This is a genomic window from Bacillus cereus group sp. MYBK30-2 (assembly GCF_051915945.1).
Classification (GTDB): domain Bacteria; phylum Bacillota; class Bacilli; order Bacillales; family Bacillaceae_G; genus Bacillus_A; species Bacillus_A paramycoides.
The window spans coordinates 128,793-150,361 of sequence record NZ_JBQAFR010000005.1 but is presented as its reverse complement, the minus strand read 5'-3'; the positions used below and the strand labels follow the sequence as shown (position 1 = coordinate 150,361).

The window sequence follows — 21,569 nt, the reverse complement described above, 5'->3', positions numbered from 1 at the left end:
TTTATTTTAATACAGGATTTTAACTAAATCAGGAACAGCATTCAAACTACAATTACAAAATAATAGTACATCTAGTGCTTCTTTATCTGATGGACATGTTTTCAACTAAATTATTACATTTAAATTAAAATAAAAGGCATTAACCTCTACACTGTATTGGTTAATGCCTTTTATTTCTTGTCTAATGAAATTACGTATTATTTCCTCTCCGAAATTTCAATATTATAGTGTTCTAAACCAGAGTTACTTACATTCTTTTCCAATCATGTCAACCATTCCTTCTTATAGTCCATTTTTTCTGTTTCAATCCAAATTATTGGATCAGTGATACCAATTTGAAAACTAGCTAAATCATATTTGTCCCAAACGTTTTCAATTGCTGTTGCAATACGTTCTTCACGTAATTCTGTAGCACTTTTAGTTGTATCTACTTCACTAGCATAAACATTAAATACTAGTATACAAGTTAATAGTACTACTAAAACGAAAGAAAGTTTTTTCATTATAATACACCTATACAACTTTATTGTACGATGATAACCCATTTTTACATTTAATTTCCAATGAAATTCATAAAAATACATCTGCGCTTTTAAAATAAATTCATTTTGTAGTGTAAAAGAACTTCCTTATTTTTGGTCTGTTCGGTTTAATTTGAAAGTAAACCTTTAAATATTAGTTCACATTCAATACCCCAAATTCATTGACTGCACAACAAATCTCCTAATATCCTCAAAACACAGATAATAAAAGATTTGTTAGCTTTTCTTTCCAATTGTACGAAAAAATATTTTGCATAACAATTTTATCATCCCCCTTATATATAAGAGTAATTCTCTTTCATACTTCGTAGACATAACAACTTATATTATGTAAAAAAGTCATTATCCTGACTAATAAACAATACTATAAGAAGAAAATATAATGGAGGTGAAGTCATGGGAGTTGTTAACGCTACAGATGCAGATATTGCACTTTTAGCAAGATTACTGAGAGCAGAAGCCGAAGGAGAAGGAACCCAGGGTATGTTGCTCGTCGGAAATGTAGGAATTAACCGAATAAGAGCTAATTGTTCCGACTTTAAAAACCTTCGTACCATTAGACAAATGATTTTCCAAGAACACGCGTTTGAAGCTGTTACTCACGGTTATTTCTATCAAAGAGCAAGAGAAAGTGAAAAAAGCTTAGCTCGTCGAGTAATCAATGGAGAGAGGTTCTGGCCTGGGAAATTTAGTTTGTGGTATTTTAGGCCACCAGGTGATTGTCCTCAACAATGGTATAATCAGCCTTTTGTGGGGCGTTTTAAAAAGCACTGTTTTTTTCAACCAACAGCCGCAACTTGTGAACAGGTTTATAACACATTTTAAACAATGATAAAAATAATCTGTAATTAAAGAAAGAATAAAAAAGCGTTAATTTAACACTTTTTTACTAGTTTTAGGGGTAGCGTCCATGCACATCAACTTAGGGAAACAAGTTATCCCCAAAACGATGAAAATGAATCTTATTACTATAAAAGTCATAAAATTCTTCGTTTTGGGATGCAAAAAAATTTGAAGTTTATAGAGATAGGGCAGGACCTCTTTAAAAAGATAAAACCCTGTTTATCAAAACAGGGTTTCTCATATCAAATAATATTTGCTTACTTTCTAAATAGCTATATTACATTTAAAAATATATAGTTGTTCCTTAGCACTAGTGATTTTTATAAATAATAACTCATGACAATTAAGGTTCTGGTGCAAACATAAAACAAAAGAGAATAAAGCACATATATTCCTAACGGAATCGTATCTTTTTTTGCAAGTCCAAACAATTGATGGATGAATTCTTTTTGATTTTTGACAAACTGGTTCCGTAAAGCAATCTGTTCTTTTTTTTATCATATGCATGGCTTCTACTCCAGAAAGAATGGATGTAGCTATGTCAAAAGATTTAGGACCTAGCATAGAACGGATTCGCTTCTTTATAATGCGATGATCTTGTTCTACTATGTTATTCAAGTACTTTTGTTGTCTAAGTCGCATACCGTTAGGTATGCTTTTTTCTTTTCTCAACTGTTCAATTGCTATAGGATTAGCTGGATTCTTATCGACTGTTATTACACGTGGCTTTGAAACATGAAAAGACCGTAAAACTTTCTTGAAAAAGCGCCTTGCAGCCTTATGATCTCTTGTTTTGCTTAGGCAAAAATCGATTCCGTTCGAATCAACAGCACGATACAGGTACATCCATTGACCCTTTACTTTGATATATGTTTCATCGACTCTCCAAAAGTCATTTATTTGTTTGAGGTAACGTCGGATCCGTTTGTCCAATTCAGGACCATACTGATAAACCCAACGCATAATCGTTGTATGAGAAATGGATAAACCCCGTTCCTCCATCATTTCCACCAAATCACGAAAACTTAGGTTGTACCGTAAGTATCATCTTACCGTTAATAAGATAATATCAGGCTGATAGTGCTTCCATTTGAACCAATTTTTCTTTTCCATACCGATTACACACCTATTTAGAGCAATAGTATCTGTATGTCCAAGTTTTAGAGATGATTTGTAATTACCTTGAAGTTTTTGCACCAAAACCTGGATTAATGTGTTTCCTGTAGTTCTACGCAGTAGACTACCTTTATTTAAAGAAATTACGGACAGGATCAATCTTAAACTTATAAAAACCAATACATCTAAAACGAGAGTGGTTGGTCTTATCTACCAACCGGAGGAAAATGCTTGACTACCCAATACTTCAACTATCGGGTGCTAATGTTCAACAACGCGTACCGAAAATGATCCAACATTTTTATAATCCAATATAACGTACAGGAAATCGACTTTTCTCTTGTCGAAATTTACTTAGCGTACAGTGGTCATATATTTTTAAGAATAACGGAAGAATATATAGAAAATGCTACATAAATGTGAAGTTTGATCAACTTAGGAGGGACAACCTTGTTCAATCAGGTAGTAAAAGCTGTACCGAATTTATTTACGATTGGAAATTTATTGTGCGGTGTTTTTTCAATTACCATGAATATGAGTGACTATTTGGTAGTAGCCTCCATTTTCATTTTCTTGTCAGCTGTTCTAGATCTTCTTGATGGAAGGATTGCGAGAAAATTAAAAGTGAACAGTGAGTTTGGTGTAGAATTAGATTCCTTAGCTGATATTGTTAGTTTCGGAGTTGCTCCTGCACTTTTATTTCATTCGATAGCAACACCATCTATTTTAACTTCTTTGGCATTTATCCTTTTCCCAACGATGGGTGCTTTAAGATTAGCTAAATTTAGTGTTAAACCAACTATTGGATATTTTAAGGGATTACCTATTCCAGCTGCTGGATTAACATTGGCTGGTATGGGATTGTTTTCATATAGCAATGCATGGATCACATTAATCCTCGCTCTCTTAATGGTAAGTCCAATTAGGTTTAAAAAACTTTAATTGGGATCCCGTCCATCGCCATTAAGACTTTATGGAATATCGTTTATTTGAGTAAGACTATAGAAATATTAAAGAGTAAGTATGACTTCAATGAGGAACGGCTAAAACATATTTCAGGTTCTGTTGCAAATTTTTAAATAAGCATAAACAGGTTGATAAATGAGGAACAATGTATAGGAGGTAGCTAGTAATTGTTGAAGTTCATTGTACGTTGAAAAGGCGGAGTCTCTTTTAAGACTTCGCCTTTGGTAGCAAGAATGCCACTGACATTAGTCAGCTTGCCCCTTTAGTGGGGATCATCATTAGGAATATATGCGCTTTATTCTCTGTTATTTTTGCACCAAAACCAATCATTATTTTTACTTTTCTTCACCTTTTGTCTGCATTGAGTTGAAAGTCCAATTTAAATGTAATGCATCTCCTTGGAACACATTTTGATCTTCGCCGTTATCTACAAATGTGAACATCACATAGAAGGTATCATCATCTCCTGGGGCAAGTCCGTTTTCTTCTCGGTCTAAAATACCTTTTTGCACAAGATCAGGAATATTCCCATTTTGTGTACCTTTCTTCAAATCAGATAATGTAGTCGACCATATTGGAACCTCATTTTTATCCAAATTCCACAAGAAATCAACACGGATATGATCACCCAAATCAGCATTTCCATTATCTCCTTTATCATCGATTACAGTGTAATCAGTCAGAAGCTTCACATCTCCTATCGCTAATGTACCTTTGTTAACTAGTTGAAACCCTCGTTCCATTTCGTCACCCGGTTTAAGATTATCTATATCAATAACAACTTTAGGATCAACACTCAAATCTAAAGTACCAGCTGCAAACGTGTTTTGTGATACTTCCTTATCACTGAAGTACGCATATGTACCTCCACCAATTAAAGATAGACCAAGAGCTGCAGTTACAACACCCATACCCAGTTTTTTCTTAATACTCATTTCACAAGTCCCCCCCATTTTTAAAGTTCAAACTACATATCCATCCCATAACCAATGATAATTAAGCAAATACCTTATCCAGTAACGAAAACTAACCATCTTTAAATTATTTACTTCATGTAGAGATTTAAGTATCCAAATAGCTATCGCTTTAAGACTACTTGAAGAATAACCGGTAATGTTACAATGAATCATTACCGGCCCAATATTAGTAACTCCCATTTGATTCTAAAATCATTATTTTATTGTTTAGTTTACTATAGAATTGTGCCCACTTATTTTTTTGGTTCTAATCCAATGGAACGCAAGATTTTATCTAACGTCACTGGCCCCACATTTTCTTTCGGTTTCTGATTTCCTTTGGCATCTGGACCCTTTTTCAAGAAATTCTTCTCTATCAAGCGAATATCCGTTTCATTTACAACACCATCTTGATTGACATCGCCATCTTTGACAGTCACTTTCCCTTTTCCATACGATAAAGCTGCTATTCTAGCATCTTGAATATCTACCACTTTGTCGCCGTTTACATCACCTGCAAGGTTGTCATCCATATCAGCTCTAAAGTTTTGTCCCACTAATTCTCCATCCTGCATTTTCCCTATTTTTGTTGTTAATTTACTATTTAAATGACCTGGCATTTCTACAAAAATATCGTATTCTTTATCACTTACAGGAACATTATGAATTTCGAATTGACCATGATCATCAATCGTTCCTGTATATTTCTTTCCATCCTTGCCAACTACGTACACTTTTGCTCCTAGTTTTGTGTAGTCGTTCTTACCTAAATACCCATCTTCATTCAAGAATGCTTCTGGTCCGATATACCCTCTAACTGTTGAATGCTTCGAAATAATAGAGAAGGATTTATCTTTAAATACAGGAATTTCAACACCTTCTGCTGCACCAGATTTTGTATAAGAGAATTTATTTGCTCCAAATGCAGTTAAATCATTAAAATATTCATCACTCGTCATTTCAAATGTAACATCTAAAAATGGTGTGTCTCCATCTAACCCTTTAAATTCTTTTCCTTCTAACGATGCACCAACTTTCACCTTGTTTTCCCAAGCTCCTTCTGTATCTATTACCTTTGGATCTTCTAATTTAAGATTTAGTCCATGTTGTTTTACATATTCCGTAAGTGCTGGATTTGGTTTCACATCTGTAAATTTAAATAGCTGCTTGTAATAAGGAATCTCAAATGTACCTGACATAAGTTGTTTCACATTATTGAGATTTAAAGTTAATGTAATTTTCTCTCCTAATTTGATTTTATCTTTGTCATAGCTTGGAACAGCGTATTCCGTTCCCTCTTTAACAAAAACATAGTCTTTAAATCCTGCTGCCATATCCCCTGCAGTTGCAAGGTCATATCCAAATAATTTTAAAGTTAACGGTTCATTTATTTCCTCTGGAAGTACTCCAAATTTAAAATCACCATTTGCTTGAATTGTATTCAGCCAACCTGATGGAAAGGCCGAGTTTTGATAATATACAATTTGATTAGCTTTTTGGTCATACTGCAGGCCTTTTGCCTTTAATGCATCCACTGTAGAATCATAAATATTACCATGTACCCATAATGCTCGCTGACCATCTTCTTCTTTAAACATGGAATCATTTACTTCATGTATACCAGGTTGTACATCCTTAAATTTCATTTCAGGTATTACATTATCAATGATAATGCTATCGCCTTTTGTATAAGATTTTCCTTCTTTATCATATCCAACGAAGTTCAATTCGTAATCTCCATCAGGCAACATAACAGGTTTATCCCCAATTGGATGAGCTGGATCTCCTGTGAATGGAAGTACATACCCTCCCATACCAGAAAACATCATATATTCAACATTTGGTGTTAAACTGCTTGCATTAAGTGTACCAACGACTCCTAATGCCTTTCCTGTTTTTCGATCCTTCACAACTGCATCAATGGTTTCAAGAGGACTATTTAATTTAAATGTCAACGGCGAACTTGGTCTTTCCATAAATGGATGGAATTTAGATGCATCTGTTGCCATTGCGTCTCTCAGTAAATCTACAGACGCAATCCCTTTTTCTGTGAATTTAACTGCAAATGGCACTTGATATACTTCTTTTTCATTGTTTTTATTTGAAATATGAATATATCCCTCATATCTACCGAATTCAGCGTTTTCTGGAATGATAATTTCAGGGCTAATTTCCCCTGATGTACCAGGAGCCACTTTAATAGAATCTTGTACGTTCAGCTTCACACCATTCTTCGCTGCGTCCTGCACACCTACACTTGTTGGTGAAAACTCTACTTCTAATTTGAACTCTTTCCCGTCTGTTTTACTGCTGTTCTTAATTAAGACTTTTCGACTATCTTTAATAGGTTCATTTCCCAATTGATTTTTATACCCGAATGCAATAGAACCTGTTTTTTCTTCAATTTCTACTTCTTCATCATTTACAACATTTGATGTTTTATCGATAACCTCGATAGATGTATCTGCATGAACTGCACGATATGCATCAATTCGGCCTGAGCCTACCTCAAATACAGAGCGCTCTTCTTTTAAGTCAACTGCGGTATTCATAAGCGCTTCTTTTACTTCAAATGGGCTATAGTTTGGATGTTCTTGTAAAATGAGTGCTGCTACCCCTGCAGTATGAGGAGTTGCCATAGATGTACCTGACATACGTCCATACGCTACTGGATAATTTTCTCCATCCTTTGGATCATTAATATATTCAGGAACAGTTGAGAAAATAGACACACCCGGCGCTACAATATCCGGCTTAATATCATCTGTTTTAGTTGCAGGACCACGAGAGCTGAAATCAGCTAAGTGATCTCCCTCAGTTTTTATATTATTAAGTTCTCCAAATGCTAAAGCCACATCCCCTTGGACAGCTTTTGCTTGTAATTTCTCACCATCTACTTTTGTTAAGCGGAACGATGGAATAGATGAAGTACTTTCTCCAAGATAACTAGTGATTTCACCATCAACATTGTTATATACAATAACAGCCTTTGCGCCTGCTTCCTTCGCATTCTTAATTTTTTCATCAAATGTAATCTCACCGCGTTGGATAAGCGCTAATTTTCCTTTTACATCTTTTCCTTTAAAATCATCTGATTTCCCAAGTCCTGCATATACAACCGATAAGGATTGACCTTTTAAGTCTTCAAGCTTATCAGTAAAGCTTTTTCCAAGTAGCATCATCTTATCCACATGTAAATCACCTGCAGAGGCAGAAAACGTTGGGATAGACATCGCAGCGTCACTTGCTCCAACTGTAATTGGAAGTGCCGCCGCACTAGGTGATCCAATTGTCCCTTCTCCTGGACCACTATTACCTGCCGCTACTACTGTAACAACACCAGCTAACATGGCATTGTTCACTGCCACAGAAGTAGGATATAAAGGATCATTAATAGCCGCACCTAATGATAAATTGATAACATCCATATCGTCTTTCACTGCTTTATCAATCGCAGCAAGAATACCACTTGTTTGACCACTTCCATATGGTCCTAATACACGATATGAGTATAAATCTACATCTGGAGCAACACCCTTAACTGCATAATCTACATTATTCTTTTTGTCTGCAGCAATTGTCCCAGCTACATGAGTACCATGGGATGTATAGTATGCACTTCCATTATAAATTTCAGGATATCCTCCAGAATTTTGCCAATCCTTATACGTTGTCTCCATCGGATCAGCATCATTATTAACAAAGTCCCATCCTTTTATTGAGTTCGGATCTATTTTGCTTGGATCTTCACCTTGCTTTGCACGATATCCTTTATATGCATCTTTTAAATCAGGGTGGTTATAATCAATACCTGTATCCAGTACCCCCACCTTAATTCCTTTACCTGTTATTTTTTCATCGTGCAGCTTGTCCACACCAATTTGTGGTACACTATCTGCCATTTTTGGCTCGACCCCCGCCTTAGCTGTTTCTTTCGGCAAATCAATTTTGACCTCACGATCTTCCCATACACGCTTAACAATACCAGTACGAACTAAGTCTTCAATCATATTTGCTGGTAATGACATTGCTACACCATTAAAAGCATTCTTATATTCTCTTGTTATTTTGGCAGATTTAAAATTCGTCCCTTTATCTTTCTTCTTTTGAAGTTGTTCAAGCTCTGTTTTAAATCCTTTATGGGATGCCTCTACCTTTTGTTCCGCATTTGAAAGAGCTAACTTTTTCCCTTTAGCCGCTTGTTTTAACACCTCAATTTTGCTAGGCGCTTGCTTAAATTCTACAATTACATTCACATTATCAGGGCTAGCTGTATTGATGCCTGGTGAAATAACAAAACCAGGTTTTGTATCTAACGTTTTTAAAGCATTACGTTGTTCCTTCGTAAGTCCTTTCAATACAGCATTTGCATTATCAATACCCGTTAAAGTAGATGTATTTACATCTTCTGCCAGTACGTTATATGGAATTCCTTGAGACAATAGCATACCGACTGTTAGCGTTCCAATAAGAATCTTTCCAAATTTCCCTTTTTTCATATTGCATCTCCCCATTATTAAAATTATTTTTCCAAACAAATTGGTTCTCAAATTCCCATTTAGCATTGAAAATTCTATTAATCTTAAACCTTTATTTCGTATAATTAAGAATTTCCAACACTACTACCATCCCACACCTCATATAGCTAACCACTCGCTTTAATTTTTCTATAAAAGCCCCCCAAAATTTATTTTCAATAACAGATTTTCATAAAATGGATTATTAATAGAGTTAAAATCTAATTCTGTTTTTATTATTTCACATTCTGATTTTTCTGAAAATTAATCAAAAGGAGTATTTTTATTCTAACTATTCTACATTTAAATAGTACAAAAGAACTACCTTGCCCCTTATTCTTTGTAATATAGAATAAGGAAACACGATAGTTCTTTTAAAAATCTCTTATTTAATCCAGCGGAACCAATTGATTTCGAACAGCATAAATCACCGCTTGCGATCGACTTTTGACATTCAGCTTTTTAAAAATTTTATTGATGTGAATTTTAACTGTTTTATCACTAATATATAGAGCTTCAGCAATTTCTTTATTACTAAGTCCTTTTACTAGTTCAAAGAGAATTTCCTTTTCACGCTCTGTCAGTTCATTTTCATTTGGTTCTGATTTCATTTTTTGCTGATGATATGTAATTAATTTTTTCGTCATACGCGGATGAATAACCGAATCGCCTTGATATAACATTCGAATTGCAGCCACTACCTGTTCCGATGATGAATCTTTCAATAAATAACCATCAGCACCAGCTTGAAGGGCATCCATTAAATACTCATCATGCTCATACATTGTAAAAACAAGTACTCGGCAATTAGGATAATTCTTTTTCACTAATCCCGTAGCTTCAATTCCGTTCTTCCCTGGAAGATTAATATCCATCAAAATACAATCTGGTCTGCATTCCTCTACTTTCTCCAATACCTCATCCCCAGAGCTCGCTTCTCCAACCACTTTCATATCAGATTCAACCTCTAGTATGCTCCGAATTGCGTCTCGTAAAAAAGCATGATCATCAACTACTAATATTTTAATCATTTTACGCACCCCTTGTTTGTGAATCTGGAATTAACAGTGTAATTTCTGTCCCTTTCCCTACAGAACTATCAATCTGTAAAGTAGCCCCTAATTGTTCAGCTTGTTCATTCATATGTAATATACCATAATGTGGCTCACGTTTCGTTTTAACCATAGACTCAAATAGTGAGAAACCTACTCCATTATCCTTAACCTTTAAAAGCACGTGCTCACTTTGATAGCTTAGCAAAACATGAATTTTTTCTGCTTGTGCATGTTTAACAATATTTTGTAAACTCTCTTGTAATGTATCAAAAATAACTCTTTCTTTCGAAAAGCTAAGCGCACGTGAATTACCTCTTTCATGATATGTAATATCTAGTTCATATTCTTGTTTTAAAGATTTTATTTTACTTGCTATCGCCTGCTTAAGCCCTAATTGCTGTGTCGGATACGGTTTTAAAGCATAAATAGAATAGCGGACTTCTCCTAAGCTTCCTCTTAAATCCTTTATACTTTTCTCGACTACTTGCTGCATATCGGTTGGTTTATCACGGTATTTTTTCTTAGCGGATTCTAGTTGGAATATCACCCCCGCCAATGTTTGCGCGATGCCATCGTGAATTTCGCGTGCAATTCTATTTCTTTCTTCTAAAATCATTCTTTTTTCCTGTTCAGAAATCAATATCCTTGTTTTAACTACGTTAGCTAATTGGTTAGAAAATGTAGCTAAAGATTGTACATCCTCCGGAAAAAAACCCGCATTTCTACTTTTTCCTGCAACAAACATTCCAACTAATTCATCATTCACAATAAGAGGAAAATATACAAGCGAGCGTATGACATCATCAAATATTTCATCTCCAGGCGCCGTACCAGTTTTCCAATCATTAAAAACAAGATTTTTTGAGATTTCCTCAAACGCCTCGATTTTATCTGAATGATCAGAAATATCAAGTTGGACTTTCCCATCTTTTAATAGAAGATTCCAGTTTCCATCATCTTTTGTCCATATTACATATGCTTGTATGCCAAAAAAACCTTTGAGTGCTTGTTTGATATGTTTCAAGTTTCCTCCGGTTAGTCCACGACTAATTTCTGTTGTAATAAGAAACAGTTCGTATAATCGTTCCTTCTCCATCCTAATTCGTACAGAAAAAGAACTGATAACTGAAATTGCTACAAGTGGAAAAAAGAAAAACAGTACTGTAATCTCGTTTATTTCCACACTATATGTACTAATTAATACATGCATCAGAGCAGCATAAGATACACCAAATGTTTCACAAAGAAATACTGTTACGGCTTTTTTATACCATTGATGTATCGAATACGGCTGTGGAAGGAGTACCATTAACAAATCGTAAAAACGGTTGTTGAAAAAACAAAAAAACACGCAAAATAATAACAAAGATATTAAATTCTCATACAGAGCTGACATATCCATTCCGCTAATCAATAACGACAGACATTTATTTGAAAACCATTCTGCCAAGATCAAACTAAGAGCATGCTGGGTACTATTAAATAGCATTCTTTGTACCGGTGAACGACGATGCAGGTGAATAATTAGTGTAACGAATACAATAGTAATAATAGTTATATGTATTCCGAACTGCCAACTCATAGCGTAAATTATCGGAAAGGTAAGCGAGCTAGTTCCTCTCCAAAATCGTACAGGAAAATACTCTGCAATCCCCATAAATATTAATAACAATATTAGTATTGTTGGATGAGAAGGGATTTTAATTTCAAGTAAAGATATAGTTATAGTAATCAAACCAAGAAAAGAAATAAAATAAAGATAAAAACTAGCAACTTTTTCTCTCATAGAAATAGAATTTACATCTTTCAAAACAGTCCCTTCTTTCTTTATAAGAATTCATTTTCTCTATTATCCAACAAAAAACCGGCACTGGCAAAATGGAAGAACTCCCACTAGCCAATCACCGGCTGTGTACTATACCTAAAGAGGCAAGACACAATACTAGTATAAATTTCTTTTCATACCTTTTCTATTGATCAAATGATGTAATTATACATATCATTGGACGTAATCTTATAGTACAAAAGATATATGAAATATGAATCGTGAAATTACATTGTTGAATACTATTTGTTTTTAGATAAATCAAATTAACAAAAAAATAATAATTTTTATTTTTTTCTTTGTAATTTAATAAATTTCATGTTAATATGGCGAAGGCTATAAAATAGATATCGTCATTCACAGTCTTTTTACAGAATATTCACTCCTGTAAAAACGTAACTATTCCAGTAATTCACTTCATGTTTTACCTATACAAGAGCTACTTTCAATTTTTTGTACATAACTAAAAGTAGCTTTTTATTTCTATCTTCCTCATCGATTCTAATATAAATAATAAAAAAGCACTTTTGCAAGTGCCCTTCCCTTTCTTTTTAAAGATAGAAGGTCTAATAAAACCAAACACCTAGATTAAACTCATTCATAATCCTACTTATAAACTATCAGAGAGGCATAAACTATGGGAATTCCTACGCTCTTAATAAATACCTTTATTATTATTATTTGTATCCTTAGCTATCATGTATTTTGGCTGGAACATAAAGAAAAAATTGCATACAATAATATATTAATTTCTGTTCTTTCCTCCATTGCAATTATTTTTTGTATGACTTTTCCTTTTCATTTACATGCTGGATTTATTTATGATTTACGTTTTATTCCTATCATTTTAGTTTTTCTATATGGAAATACAAAAAGTATTATTTTTGTTGGGATTTTATATCTTTCTTATAGATTTTACTTAGGTGGAAGCGGAGTTTTCCCATCATTTATTATCTTTACTATTATTTCTGTTATTACAATCATGTTTCGTTACTTGTCACCTATTTATTTCAAGGAAAAGAAGATATTATTAAGCATTCTACTTATTTTGATATGTACAACTTCCCTTTCTATTTGTGGTATTGTAACTCAAATAAATACAGGTGGTACAATTGACTCTACTCTGATTGAATTTTTATTTAATTATATTGTCATTAATATTTTCACAGTATTATTATCAGTTTATCTAATAGAAGGAATGATTGATAAATTTAAAATGAAAGAAAAAATGCAAAGGGCAGAAAAGTTTTATATAGCTAGTGAACTAGCTGCATCTATTGCACATGAAATTCATAATCCACTAACCACGGTACAAGGATTCACTCAGTTATTAAATGAAAATGAAAGCTCTAAGGTACCTCAAGATAAGTACTTGGAAATCATGTTAATTGAAATGCAACAAATACAGGCTACTATAAATAACTATTTATCTTTAACCAAACCACAAAACATTATTAAAGAGAAACTAGATATTAATTACATTTTGATTCAGGTAAAAGATACAATTTCACCACTCGCTCTATCATACAATGTAGAAATAAAACAGAATAGTACAGATTCCCTGTATGTAAATGCTGATCCTGAAAAATTAAAACTGTGTCTAACCAATATCATACAAAACGGAATTGAGGCTATGAAGAATGGTGGAGTATTACAAATTAATACCCATAAAATAAAAGATAATATTGTAATTGATATTATTGATACAGGAATTGGAATGTCTTCTCAACAAATAAAACGAATTGCTTTGCCATTTTATTCAACAACAGAAAAGGGTACTGGGCTTGGTACTATGATTGCGTACAGTATTATTAAAGAATTAAACGGAGATATAGAGATAGAAAGTGAACTAGGAAAAGGAACACACTTTTCTATCACTATCCCCTGCTAATATAATAGATGAAATGTTTTATCGAGCTGTATTTACTGACACCGTAAATAAATTGAAAAATTTCAATCTTAGCATCTTAAGAAGGGTTTTAGCAGCAAAGGTTAGTAAACATAGTATCAAAGGACTGGAAGGGAAAGAAAAAGAAAATTACTACAAAATACCAGAGCGCAATGCGGGTGCGCGTTCTATTACAGTCACGTCGAAGCCGTAACGGTGAAGCCAGTAAGCGAGTGTCGGACCGGTAATGCTCGCACCAGAAATAAGGATACGTATCGCTTGTTTCATAATTACCTATTCACTCCTATCCTATTTAAATTCTTAATATATCCAAAGTATATTCACCGCAGGAAAATAATAGGGATTTAATTATTCAACAAATGACCCGATTGCTGAAAAAGTAAAAACCCTGCATATCAATATAGGACATTTGATCAAACTTTATTACAAATTATCAATCTTTTATAAATTATCAATACCTAAAGCGCAAAAAGTCATAAAAAATAAAGGGTGATACCTAATTGAGATTCATATTGATGAACCCATTGCATAATCGTTGTGTGTAATCCTCTTTCCTCCATCATCTCCACCAAATCACGAAAACTGAGGTTGTACCGTTAACAAAATAATATCCGGCTGATAATGCTTCCATTTGAATACATTTTCCTTTTCCCTACCAATCACGCACCATTTCTAGAGTAATCGCATCAGTATGTCCAAGATTTATAGATTTATTGCAAGTTTCCTGAAGTTTTTGCACCAGAACCAAAAATCCGGTACTGATGATTCAGCACCGGATTCCTTATGAAAGAGTAATATGAGTAATGTACTTGAGACCTGTTGACTAAGCTATACACATTAAGCAACTAGCTCCTGTGCTTGATCTTGAAGGGCTCGTTCTCGAAATTCTCCATTCTTTTCAAAGTTATTCTTTTACAGGAATAACAGCACCGTTATATTCCTTATTAATAAAGTCTTCAATTTCTTTCGAATGCAATACTTCTACAAGTGCTTTAATTTCTTTCTTATCTTTATCACCTTTACGAACTGCAACTACGTTTACATATGGAGAATCATTACCTTCAATCGCGATTGCATCTTTCTTTGGATTTAATTTTGCATCAATTGCATAGTTAGCATTAATTAAAATAGCATCGCCTTCTTTATTTTTATACATTTGTGTTAATAAACCAGGTTCAATGTCTGTTTTGAATTTCAAATTTTTGGGATTTTCTGCAATATCTTTTACGGTTGCTTTTACAGGGTCTACACCATCTTTAATTTTCAAAATACCTTCTTTTTGTAAAATCGCTAAACCACGTCCATGATCAGTAATTGCATTACTCATAATAATTGTTGCACCATCTGGAAGCTCTTTTAGGTTTTTATATTTTTGAGAATATAAACCGATTGGTTCAATGTGTATTTTTCCAGCTACTTCAAAATCATATTTTTTGTCTTTCATTTCTTTCTCTAAGTATGGAATACCTTGGAAATAGTTTGCATCTAATTCTTTATTCGCTAATGATTTATTTGGTAATACGTAATCTTGGAATTTTTTAATTTCTAGCTTTACACCTTTTTTCTCAAGTAACGGTTTTGCTTTTTCCAAAATAACTGCATGCGGTACATTAGAAGCACCAACAACAAGCTTATCTTCACTTTTTCCTCCACAAGCAGCTAAACCAAAAATTGCCGTTGTAATAAGTGCTGATAGTAATAGTTTTTTCATGTTGTAAACACCCTTCTTCTTTTTTATGTATTTATTTTTTTATCAATTCACGTTGTAACAAAATTACTAACCCATTGAATTAGAAAAACAATGAGTAATACACAAATTGTTGCAATGCTTGTCACATCGTTATTCCTGCACTGAAATCCTTCTAAACAATCAAGTTTCTCTTTTCTACAAGCACTGATAACACCAATATTCGTTATGGTAATACCAACTACTGGTGTTAGTAAGGATTCTAGAATTAATACCTTCCCAATAATCGTGCTCGTTTTGCTCCTATTGCTTTTAAAGCTCCAATTATTAAAGCTGGCAGTTCTACACTTACCCCACGGAGAACCTTCATAAATGGGATCGCTAAAATAACTAAACGGGCAAAATATTGACTATATGACGGGGTAGAATAAACTCATAAATATTACTTACCATCGGCTGTATAAATTGCTCTGTTTTCTCTCAGAATATCCTTCGCTCTCATTCGAACAACAAAAAACCTTTCTGCTTTTAGAATGAGCAGAAAGGTTTTTATGCATATATCAACAGTATCCCTTCCTCTCATCTCTCAAAGCATTTGCTTTGCAGGAATTAGCACCATTTCAATGTAAAAGTTGATGGTTGCTGGGTTTCACAGGGCACAGTCCCTCCACCTCTCTGGATAAGAGAAATCAGATTTAATTTTCATCTGATTTGAAATTTATTAAATTATCTATATTTTATGAATTGAATTTTATCAATATACACTCGTTATGTCAATAAGAATTCACGAAAAAAAAACTTCAAAATACTAGCTTGATGGGTGTGTGGTAGTACCTCTTATAAATCCCTCAATCAAAACCACTTATTTTATACTTTTTCTAGATTCATTGTTATACAGTAACACGATAATACTAGAAGGATCTGTTGCAAAGTTTGAAAAAAGCATAAACAGATTGGTGAATGAGGAAAAAGGATTAGGAAGTTGCTTGTATTTGTTGAAGTTCATTGTATGTTGAAAAAGCGGAGTCTCTTTGCAGACTTCGTCTTTGTTTATATAGCGGATGAATAGTCTCGATACCTTTTATACGTGAAGCATGGCGGAGATTTTGAAATCCAGAAGATTTGGCAAAGCGCCGTTTTACATGACGGTGATCCTGTTCAATTAGGTTATTGAAATGCTTACAATGTTTTATACGCATATAAAGACCATTCTTTTTCAGTTTTTTGAACGCACAAAGTAAGACTGGAGCCTTATCTGTGGTAAGAACCGTTGGTTCTCCACAGGCTTTGATAAGTCGCTTCATGAACATATAAGTTGCTTGATGATCACGTGTTTTTCGAAGCTGAAAATCAAGCGTATACCCATCGCTATCAATGGTACGATATAGATAGCGCCACTCACCTTTCACCTTGATATAAGTCTCATCTAAATGCCCAGCATGGTGGTGATTTGTGTTTTTCCTTTTCCAAACTTGATAGATTAGACTGCTATTTTCATGAACCCATGGCATGATGATTGTTAGGCGAACGGAAATACCACGTTCTTTCAGGATCTCAGATACATCGCGATAGCTTAAAGAAAAACAACAGTAATAGCCAACGGCTACCAAAATAATATCTTGTTTGACGGTATTATTTAAAGAAGATCCTCAAAACGAAGGGAAAAGTTATTATCTTAGTAATTATTACATTTCTATTGTAAATTCGCCCCTTCCTAAGGCTACCCCATGCCCATCAACTTAAGAGTGAACACAAGATGAACTTTCGTTCATCTAACCAAAAAACTCTTAAAATATTTGGCATCTTTAAAAATGAGTATGCCAAATAAACCTAGATAGGTATCGTTTTTAAAAATTATGCAGCTTTCTTTTGTTTTCTCAATCCATTATATTCATAGACAACACCCAAAATATCAAAGACTGTTTTCTTCTCATATCGATGAGATTTCCGGCCATTCTTCTGTAGGAGGTTGAACAGGCGAACTAGGATCTTTGTTATTTCTTGGGTGTTTTGCTGTATGGCTTGATATAAAATGTGTAAATGATCTTGAATCATTCCAATTGCTTTATATTCACTTAATTCTTGTTTCTTCTTTTGTAAAATTAATTGTCGCATCTTAAACATAGTAGAAGAACATAGAAAAATGGCAATGAGCTTTCCATAAACATGACATTCTAATCGCTCTTGTTTAATATTTTGCCAATGATGAATTTGAAATAGGGATTTCCATGTTTTAAATACAATCTCTATTTGCCAACGGAGGGAGTAAAAATCATGGATTTATTTCATCGAAATAATCTCCCAATGTGTATTGGTAACATATAAGTTCATGCCAGCTAATCGTTTGCTTTTTTCCGAATACGCAATACTCTTTTTACTTTCCGTATACACCTGTTTTTTCATACGCTCACGAAGTTGTTTTTCTGTTAATCGATACATAATCACCCGAGTGAATAGTTTTTTATCCTTTCCAATATAAGCTTCTTTTATTTCATAGGACTGTCCTGGTTTTAAGGTATCCATAATGTGCTCTAAATCAACTTTGATGTACTGGGATTGTTTTTTTATTGTCCCATTTTGAAAGTATTCAGGAAATTCACTTTTGACATACACCCTATTGTTTAATTTGAGCCGCGATATATAATACACGCCACGTTGATCCATTTGATCTAAATCATCCAGTGAATAATAGCCTAAATCCCGAATACATAGGTCACCAGGGCGTAATGTTGATAAACACTCTGTTCCAAAGGTTTTATCATTATTTTTCCCTGGTTCCACTTGGAAATTTAAAAACTGACCACTATGTAAATCATATTCTAACTGAATTTTTATACCCGCTGTTTGAGCACAACCACCTGATCCAGGATACACACTAGCTAAACCTGAAAAATCGTTGCATCTAAAATACGAATTCGTTGAAAATAGGCGATTGAAGAACTAGGAATCACTGATGTTTCACAAACTTTACTTTTTAATAACGAAGAGAAAATATGTTTTAAAAAGCAAACAGCTTTTTTATTGAAACGCTTATTGAGTCCTTCTGGACTCATAAGTGTTCCTGTAACAGCATGAAGTTGACTACACAGTCGCACTAAAGAATCACTTGCTACCCGTTGACTAACCCAAACACAGATACTAGCTAAATCATGAGCTGAAAACTTTCGTTTCCGTTGTACAAATCCTAGTACTTTAGCGAGATTTTCGAGAAACGAAGGAGTAAGATGTTCATATAATTCTTCAGCAAATAGTTGTAATTCATCAGATACAGAAATAGACATACAAAAACGCCATCCTTTCTTATAATTCTACAGAAAGAATAGCGTATTTTTTCATTTTGAGATATTTCTATTTTACTAATTTGATATTAATGAGTTAGAATACTCTACTATATTAAATCGCGTTTTAAGAACACTACATAGGAAATTCCTAAAAATATGAGTAAATAAATAAAGAGCATACTAGAAGCAAATGGTAGTGTTATCCCTGGAATAAAACTACCTCCTTTTAAAATTCCATATAACCCTGTATTCGCTGGTAATAAATATTTTGCCCATTCATATCTTGCAAATGGAAATAATATGAGACTATCAGATAACGCCATGAATAAAGAAATACCGATTGCACCACCGCTGGATTTCGTTAGAACGGAGATCATAAAGGCGAATGCTGCATATACTAAAGTTGGTAACCATGATAACAAGTAATATTTACTCACTTCTAAGAGAATATTTTGTTTAACAATATGACCATTTTGTACAAAAAACTCCGTCCATGCAGGTTGTTGGAATTTGTAAATAATTAAACCATAAAAAAATGAGAATAGCATACTAAATATAAATAACAATGCTGAAAATATAACAATTGCAATATATTTGGCAGTCAAAATCTTGAATCGGGTTGCTGGACGAGTCATTAAGAATTTATATGTCCCCCAGTTGTACTCATTTGCAAAAATAGTACTTGCGTATACAAGAATAACAGGTAATAAAATAGGAAACACAATTTCCCCAGTTTTTTTCATAAAGGAAAGAGGGGAATCGCCAGCTGGTGGAGTATTTGTGTCCAAGTACTTCATTTTTAACTGGTATTCTTTAACAAGCACATCTCCTGATTTTTGATTTATAAGTTCTTGCTTTGTGCTTCCAAGTCTTTTTTCAATCTCCACTGTTCTTTCTGTATACTCTTTCTTCCAATCTCCTGATGTATTTGGAAAATATTTTACCGCAATGAATCCAAAGCCCATTATCAAAATTGCAATAGCTATAAAGAGTAACGATGTTTGCTTTCTCTTAAAAATTTTATATATCTCGTTATAAACTAAGTTAAACAATATCTTTCCCCTCCGTAAGTTCTAAAAACTTTTCTTCTAACGTTTTTCTTTCTTCCTCAATACGATAAATACGAATGTTGTTTTCTATTAATATTTTAATGATATTAGGAATCTCTTTATCTTTAACTGTAAGAATAATATCATTATCTTTAATTTCAACATTATACTTTAAAAGAATTTTTGCTTGTTGTACATTATCAACACGTATACGAATAGTTGCTGAATCTTCTTGGACATTATTTTGAATCACTTGTTCTGCAATATACCGTCCATGTTGGATAATAATTACTCGATCACACATCAATTCAACTTCTGATAATAGATGGCTAGACACAAGGACAGCTTTCCCTTGCTCATGAGCAATCTTTTTTATGTACATTCGCATTTCATGAATACCATTGGGATCTAACCCATTTGTTGGTTCATCTAAAATAAGTACATCCGGATTGTGTATAAGTGCTTGTGCAATTCCTAGACGTTGTCTCATACCAAGCGAATATGCATTTACTTTACGGTCAATGACTTGCTGCATACCTAATAGTTGAACAACCTCTTCTATTCGTTCTTTAGTAACGTTCCCATTCATTCGTCCAAAATAAGTTAAATTTTCATAACCACTTAAAAAAGGATAAAACTCTGGATTTTCAATCACTGCACCAATTTTTGCAGTTGCATTTTCAAATTGCTTTTTTATCGATTGACCATTTATCCATACTTCACCTTTAGTCATAGTAATCATACCAACCATCATCCGCATTAATGTTGTTTTTCCGGCACCATTTGGACCTAACAAACCGACAACTTCACCTTTATTTACTTCAAAGCTTATATTTTCTACTAATGTCTTCGAGCCAATCTGTTTTGTTAATTGGTCTACTGTTATTATAGATTGTTCATTTCTCATTTGGGTACAACCGTCCTCTCTAACGCTTTTCAAATAATATTTACTTTATCAAAGTTATATTTCACTGTAAAATGTCTGTATTATAGGTGAATTCTGTACAGCGATGGAACAAATTTATACAATAAGCAGAAGTGAACTGTATTTTTCACTAAGTCTTAGATTCCAATGATACCCATTGGAAAAGAACAAAACAATGTGTAATATGTACCAGTATTTACATAACAAACATTGATTGAACTTTTAATCTATATTTAGAAGGACAATACAATGAACAAAATAAACAGATTATTAAAACGTAAAACGACTTGAGTCATTTTTATCCTACTCGTATTTATCTATGCGAATAAACATACTTGAACTAAAGGGTAGCTTTACTTAAATAAAAAATAGTAGTTTATTCATTTCCCTAAGTCCATTAAAATGCAAAAAAAACCTGTTTTTCGATCGATATCAGGGACTTTTTTCTATGTTTAATCATTATGTTTTATTTCGAAAGCACTACACTACATCGTTTAATTTGTATTAAACTAACACATCCGTTAGTTTAAATACATTTCTTCACAACTTTTAACTTCAATAAAACAAAAATCTAACTGGGGTCCCACCACATCGCTATCAAGCTAAGAAATACAAATACCTCCAAAACGAGAAAATTGACATCTTCATGTGAAAATGTACAATTTTTTTGTTTTGGGGTGTTATAAAATTCTTAAGTTGATGGGCATGTAAGGCTACCCCACAAAGAACAATGTAAAATAAACATCCATAATTTTGCACTCACCCTATTTTACGTTTACTCTGATTCTGTCATTTCATCCATATGAATCTGTTTTCCTGTGAATAGTTTGTAAAACAGATGTGTGCGAATATCTAACAATTTATGTAGCGCATGCCATTGGCTCCAATGGTGTGCGTT

At 33.5% G+C, this 21,569-nt stretch carries 12 protein-coding genes, 6 pseudogenes and 1 riboswitch; of the genes and pseudogenes, 3 read left to right on the top strand and 15 right to left on the bottom strand.

Annotation, left to right across the window (positions count from 1 at the left end; translation table 11 throughout):
- Nucleotides 1-263: 263 nt before the first annotated feature.
- Nucleotides 264-503, bottom strand: coding sequence for a hypothetical protein (locus ACTFQM_RS23150; protein WP_440036417.1), 240 nt, complete (start codon nucleotides 501-503; stop codon nucleotides 264-266).
- Between the two features lie 435 nt (nucleotides 504-938).
- On the opposite strand from ACTFQM_RS23150, the gene ACTFQM_RS23145 reads away from it, so the two are divergent.
- Nucleotides 939-1,367, top strand: coding sequence for a cell wall hydrolase (locus ACTFQM_RS23145; protein WP_002175158.1), 429 nt, complete (start codon nucleotides 939-941; stop codon nucleotides 1,365-1,367).
- A gap of 338 nt (nucleotides 1,368-1,705) precedes the next feature.
- Here ACTFQM_RS23145 and ACTFQM_RS23140 read toward each other — a convergent pair.
- Nucleotides 1,706-2,498: pseudogene (locus ACTFQM_RS23140) on the bottom strand (IS6 family transposase).
- A gap of 453 nt (nucleotides 2,499-2,951) precedes the next feature.
- Between ACTFQM_RS23140 and pssA the strand changes: the two are divergent.
- A complete protein-coding gene (pssA, locus tag ACTFQM_RS23135; protein WP_025149676.1) occupies nucleotides 2,952-3,443 on the top strand; it encodes a CDP-diacylglycerol--serine O-phosphatidyltransferase in 492 nt (163 codons plus the stop codon).
- 176 nt (nucleotides 3,444-3,619) lie between these two features.
- Here pssA and ACTFQM_RS23130 read toward each other — a convergent pair.
- The 5 genes and pseudogenes from ACTFQM_RS23130 to ACTFQM_RS23110 form a co-directional block, all read right to left on the bottom strand.
- A pseudogene (locus tag ACTFQM_RS23130) lies at nucleotides 3,620-3,703 on the bottom strand (IS6 family transposase); the annotation flags it as partial.
- A gap of 99 nt (nucleotides 3,704-3,802) precedes the next feature.
- The gene (locus ACTFQM_RS23125) at nucleotides 3,803-4,402 is read right to left on the bottom strand and encodes a TasA family protein (RefSeq protein WP_025149675.1); all 600 of its coding nucleotides are present in this window, start codon (nucleotides 4,400-4,402) and stop codon (nucleotides 3,803-3,805) included.
- A 275-nt stretch (nucleotides 4,403-4,677) separates the two neighbouring features.
- Nucleotides 4,678-8,922, bottom strand: a complete 4,245-nt coding sequence (locus tag ACTFQM_RS23120) for a S8 family serine peptidase (RefSeq protein ID WP_440036416.1) — start codon at nucleotides 8,920-8,922, stop codon at nucleotides 4,678-4,680.
- A 407-nt stretch (nucleotides 8,923-9,329) separates the two neighbouring features.
- Nucleotides 9,330-9,971: a response regulator gene (locus ACTFQM_RS23115; RefSeq protein ID WP_002175152.1), complete on the bottom strand. Its 642-nt coding sequence runs from the start codon at nucleotides 9,969-9,971 to the stop codon at nucleotides 9,330-9,332.
- A 1-nt stretch (nucleotide 9,972) separates the two neighbouring features.
- Nucleotides 9,973-11,805 (bottom strand): GAF domain-containing sensor histidine kinase, encoded by a 1,833-nt coding sequence (locus ACTFQM_RS23110; protein WP_400487519.1) that lies wholly within the window; start codon nucleotides 11,803-11,805, stop codon nucleotides 9,973-9,975.
- 652 nt (nucleotides 11,806-12,457) lie between these two features.
- Between ACTFQM_RS23110 and ACTFQM_RS23105 the strand changes: the two genes are divergently transcribed.
- Entirely contained in the window at nucleotides 12,458-13,711 is a 1,254-nt protein-coding gene (locus ACTFQM_RS23105; protein WP_265623411.1) for an ATP-binding protein, read from the top strand.
- 159 nt (nucleotides 13,712-13,870) lie between these two features.
- Here ACTFQM_RS23105 and ACTFQM_RS23100 read toward each other — a convergent pair.
- The 8 genes and pseudogenes from ACTFQM_RS23100 to ACTFQM_RS23065 form a co-directional block, all read right to left on the bottom strand.
- Nucleotides 13,871-13,996, bottom strand: a pseudogene (locus ACTFQM_RS23100) (NAD-binding protein); the annotation flags it as partial.
- 230 nt (nucleotides 13,997-14,226) lie between these two features.
- Nucleotides 14,227-14,392: pseudogene (locus ACTFQM_RS23095) on the bottom strand (IS6 family transposase); the annotation flags it as partial.
- A gap of 241 nt (nucleotides 14,393-14,633) precedes the next feature.
- Nucleotides 14,634-15,440 carry a methionine ABC transporter substrate-binding lipoprotein MetQ gene (gene metQ, locus ACTFQM_RS23090; RefSeq protein WP_400487521.1) on the bottom strand — a complete coding sequence of 269 codons (807 nt, stop codon included), beginning with the start codon at nucleotides 15,438-15,440 and terminating at the stop codon, nucleotides 14,634-14,636.
- A 47-nt stretch (nucleotides 15,441-15,487) separates the two neighbouring features.
- Nucleotides 15,488-15,819, bottom strand: a pseudogene (locus ACTFQM_RS23085) (ABC transporter permease); the annotation flags it as partial.
- A gap of 173 nt (nucleotides 15,820-15,992) precedes the next feature.
- Nucleotides 15,993-16,102: riboswitch (SAM riboswitch) on the bottom strand.
- 288 nt (nucleotides 16,103-16,390) lie between these two features.
- On the bottom strand, nucleotides 16,391-17,032 hold the full coding sequence (locus ACTFQM_RS23080; RefSeq protein WP_440036432.1) for an IS6 family transposase: 642 nt from the start codon (nucleotides 17,030-17,032) through the stop codon (nucleotides 16,391-16,393).
- Between the two features lie 238 nt (nucleotides 17,033-17,270).
- A pseudogene (locus ACTFQM_RS23075) lies at nucleotides 17,271-18,697 on the bottom strand (IS4 family transposase).
- A gap of 107 nt (nucleotides 18,698-18,804) precedes the next feature.
- Nucleotides 18,805-19,749 (bottom strand): ABC transporter permease, encoded by a 945-nt coding sequence (locus tag ACTFQM_RS23070; RefSeq protein ID WP_149212622.1) that lies wholly within the window; start codon nucleotides 19,747-19,749, stop codon nucleotides 18,805-18,807.
- Complete coding sequence (locus tag ACTFQM_RS23065; protein ID WP_440036415.1) at nucleotides 19,742-20,653, bottom strand: ABC transporter ATP-binding protein; 912 nt, start codon at nucleotides 20,651-20,653, stop codon at nucleotides 19,742-19,744. The genes ACTFQM_RS23070 and ACTFQM_RS23065 overlap by 8 nt, the downstream gene beginning before the upstream one ends.
- Between the last annotated feature and the right edge of the window lie 916 nt (nucleotides 20,654-21,569).

Excerpts from the sequence above, each read along its gene's own strand:
- ACTFQM_RS23150 (WP_440036417.1), bottom strand. The coding sequence starts at position 503 with ATGAAAAAACTTTCTTTCGTTTTAGTAGTACTATTAACTTGTATACTA.
- ACTFQM_RS23145 (WP_002175158.1), top strand. The coding sequence starts at position 939 with ATGGGAGTTGTTAACGCTACAGATGCAGATATTGCACTTTTAGCAAGA.
- ACTFQM_RS23125 (WP_025149675.1), bottom strand. The coding sequence starts at position 4,402 with ATGAGTATTAAGAAAAAACTGGGTATGGGTGTTGTAACTGCAGCTCTT.
- ACTFQM_RS23120 (WP_440036416.1), bottom strand. The coding sequence starts at position 8,922 with ATGAAAAAAGGGAAATTTGGAAAGATTCTTATTGGAACGCTAACAGTC.
- ACTFQM_RS23115 (WP_002175152.1), bottom strand. The coding sequence starts at position 9,971 with ATGATTAAAATATTAGTAGTTGATGATCATGCTTTTTTACGAGACGCA.
- ACTFQM_RS23105 (WP_265623411.1), top strand. The coding sequence starts at position 12,458 with ATGGGAATTCCTACGCTCTTAATAAATACCTTTATTATTATTATTTGT.
- metQ (WP_400487521.1), bottom strand. The coding sequence starts at position 15,440 with ATGAAAAAACTATTACTATCAGCACTTATTACAACGGCAATTTTTGGT.
- ACTFQM_RS23065 (WP_440036415.1), bottom strand. The coding sequence starts at position 20,653 with ATGAGAAATGAACAATCTATAATAACAGTAGACCAATTAACAAAACAG.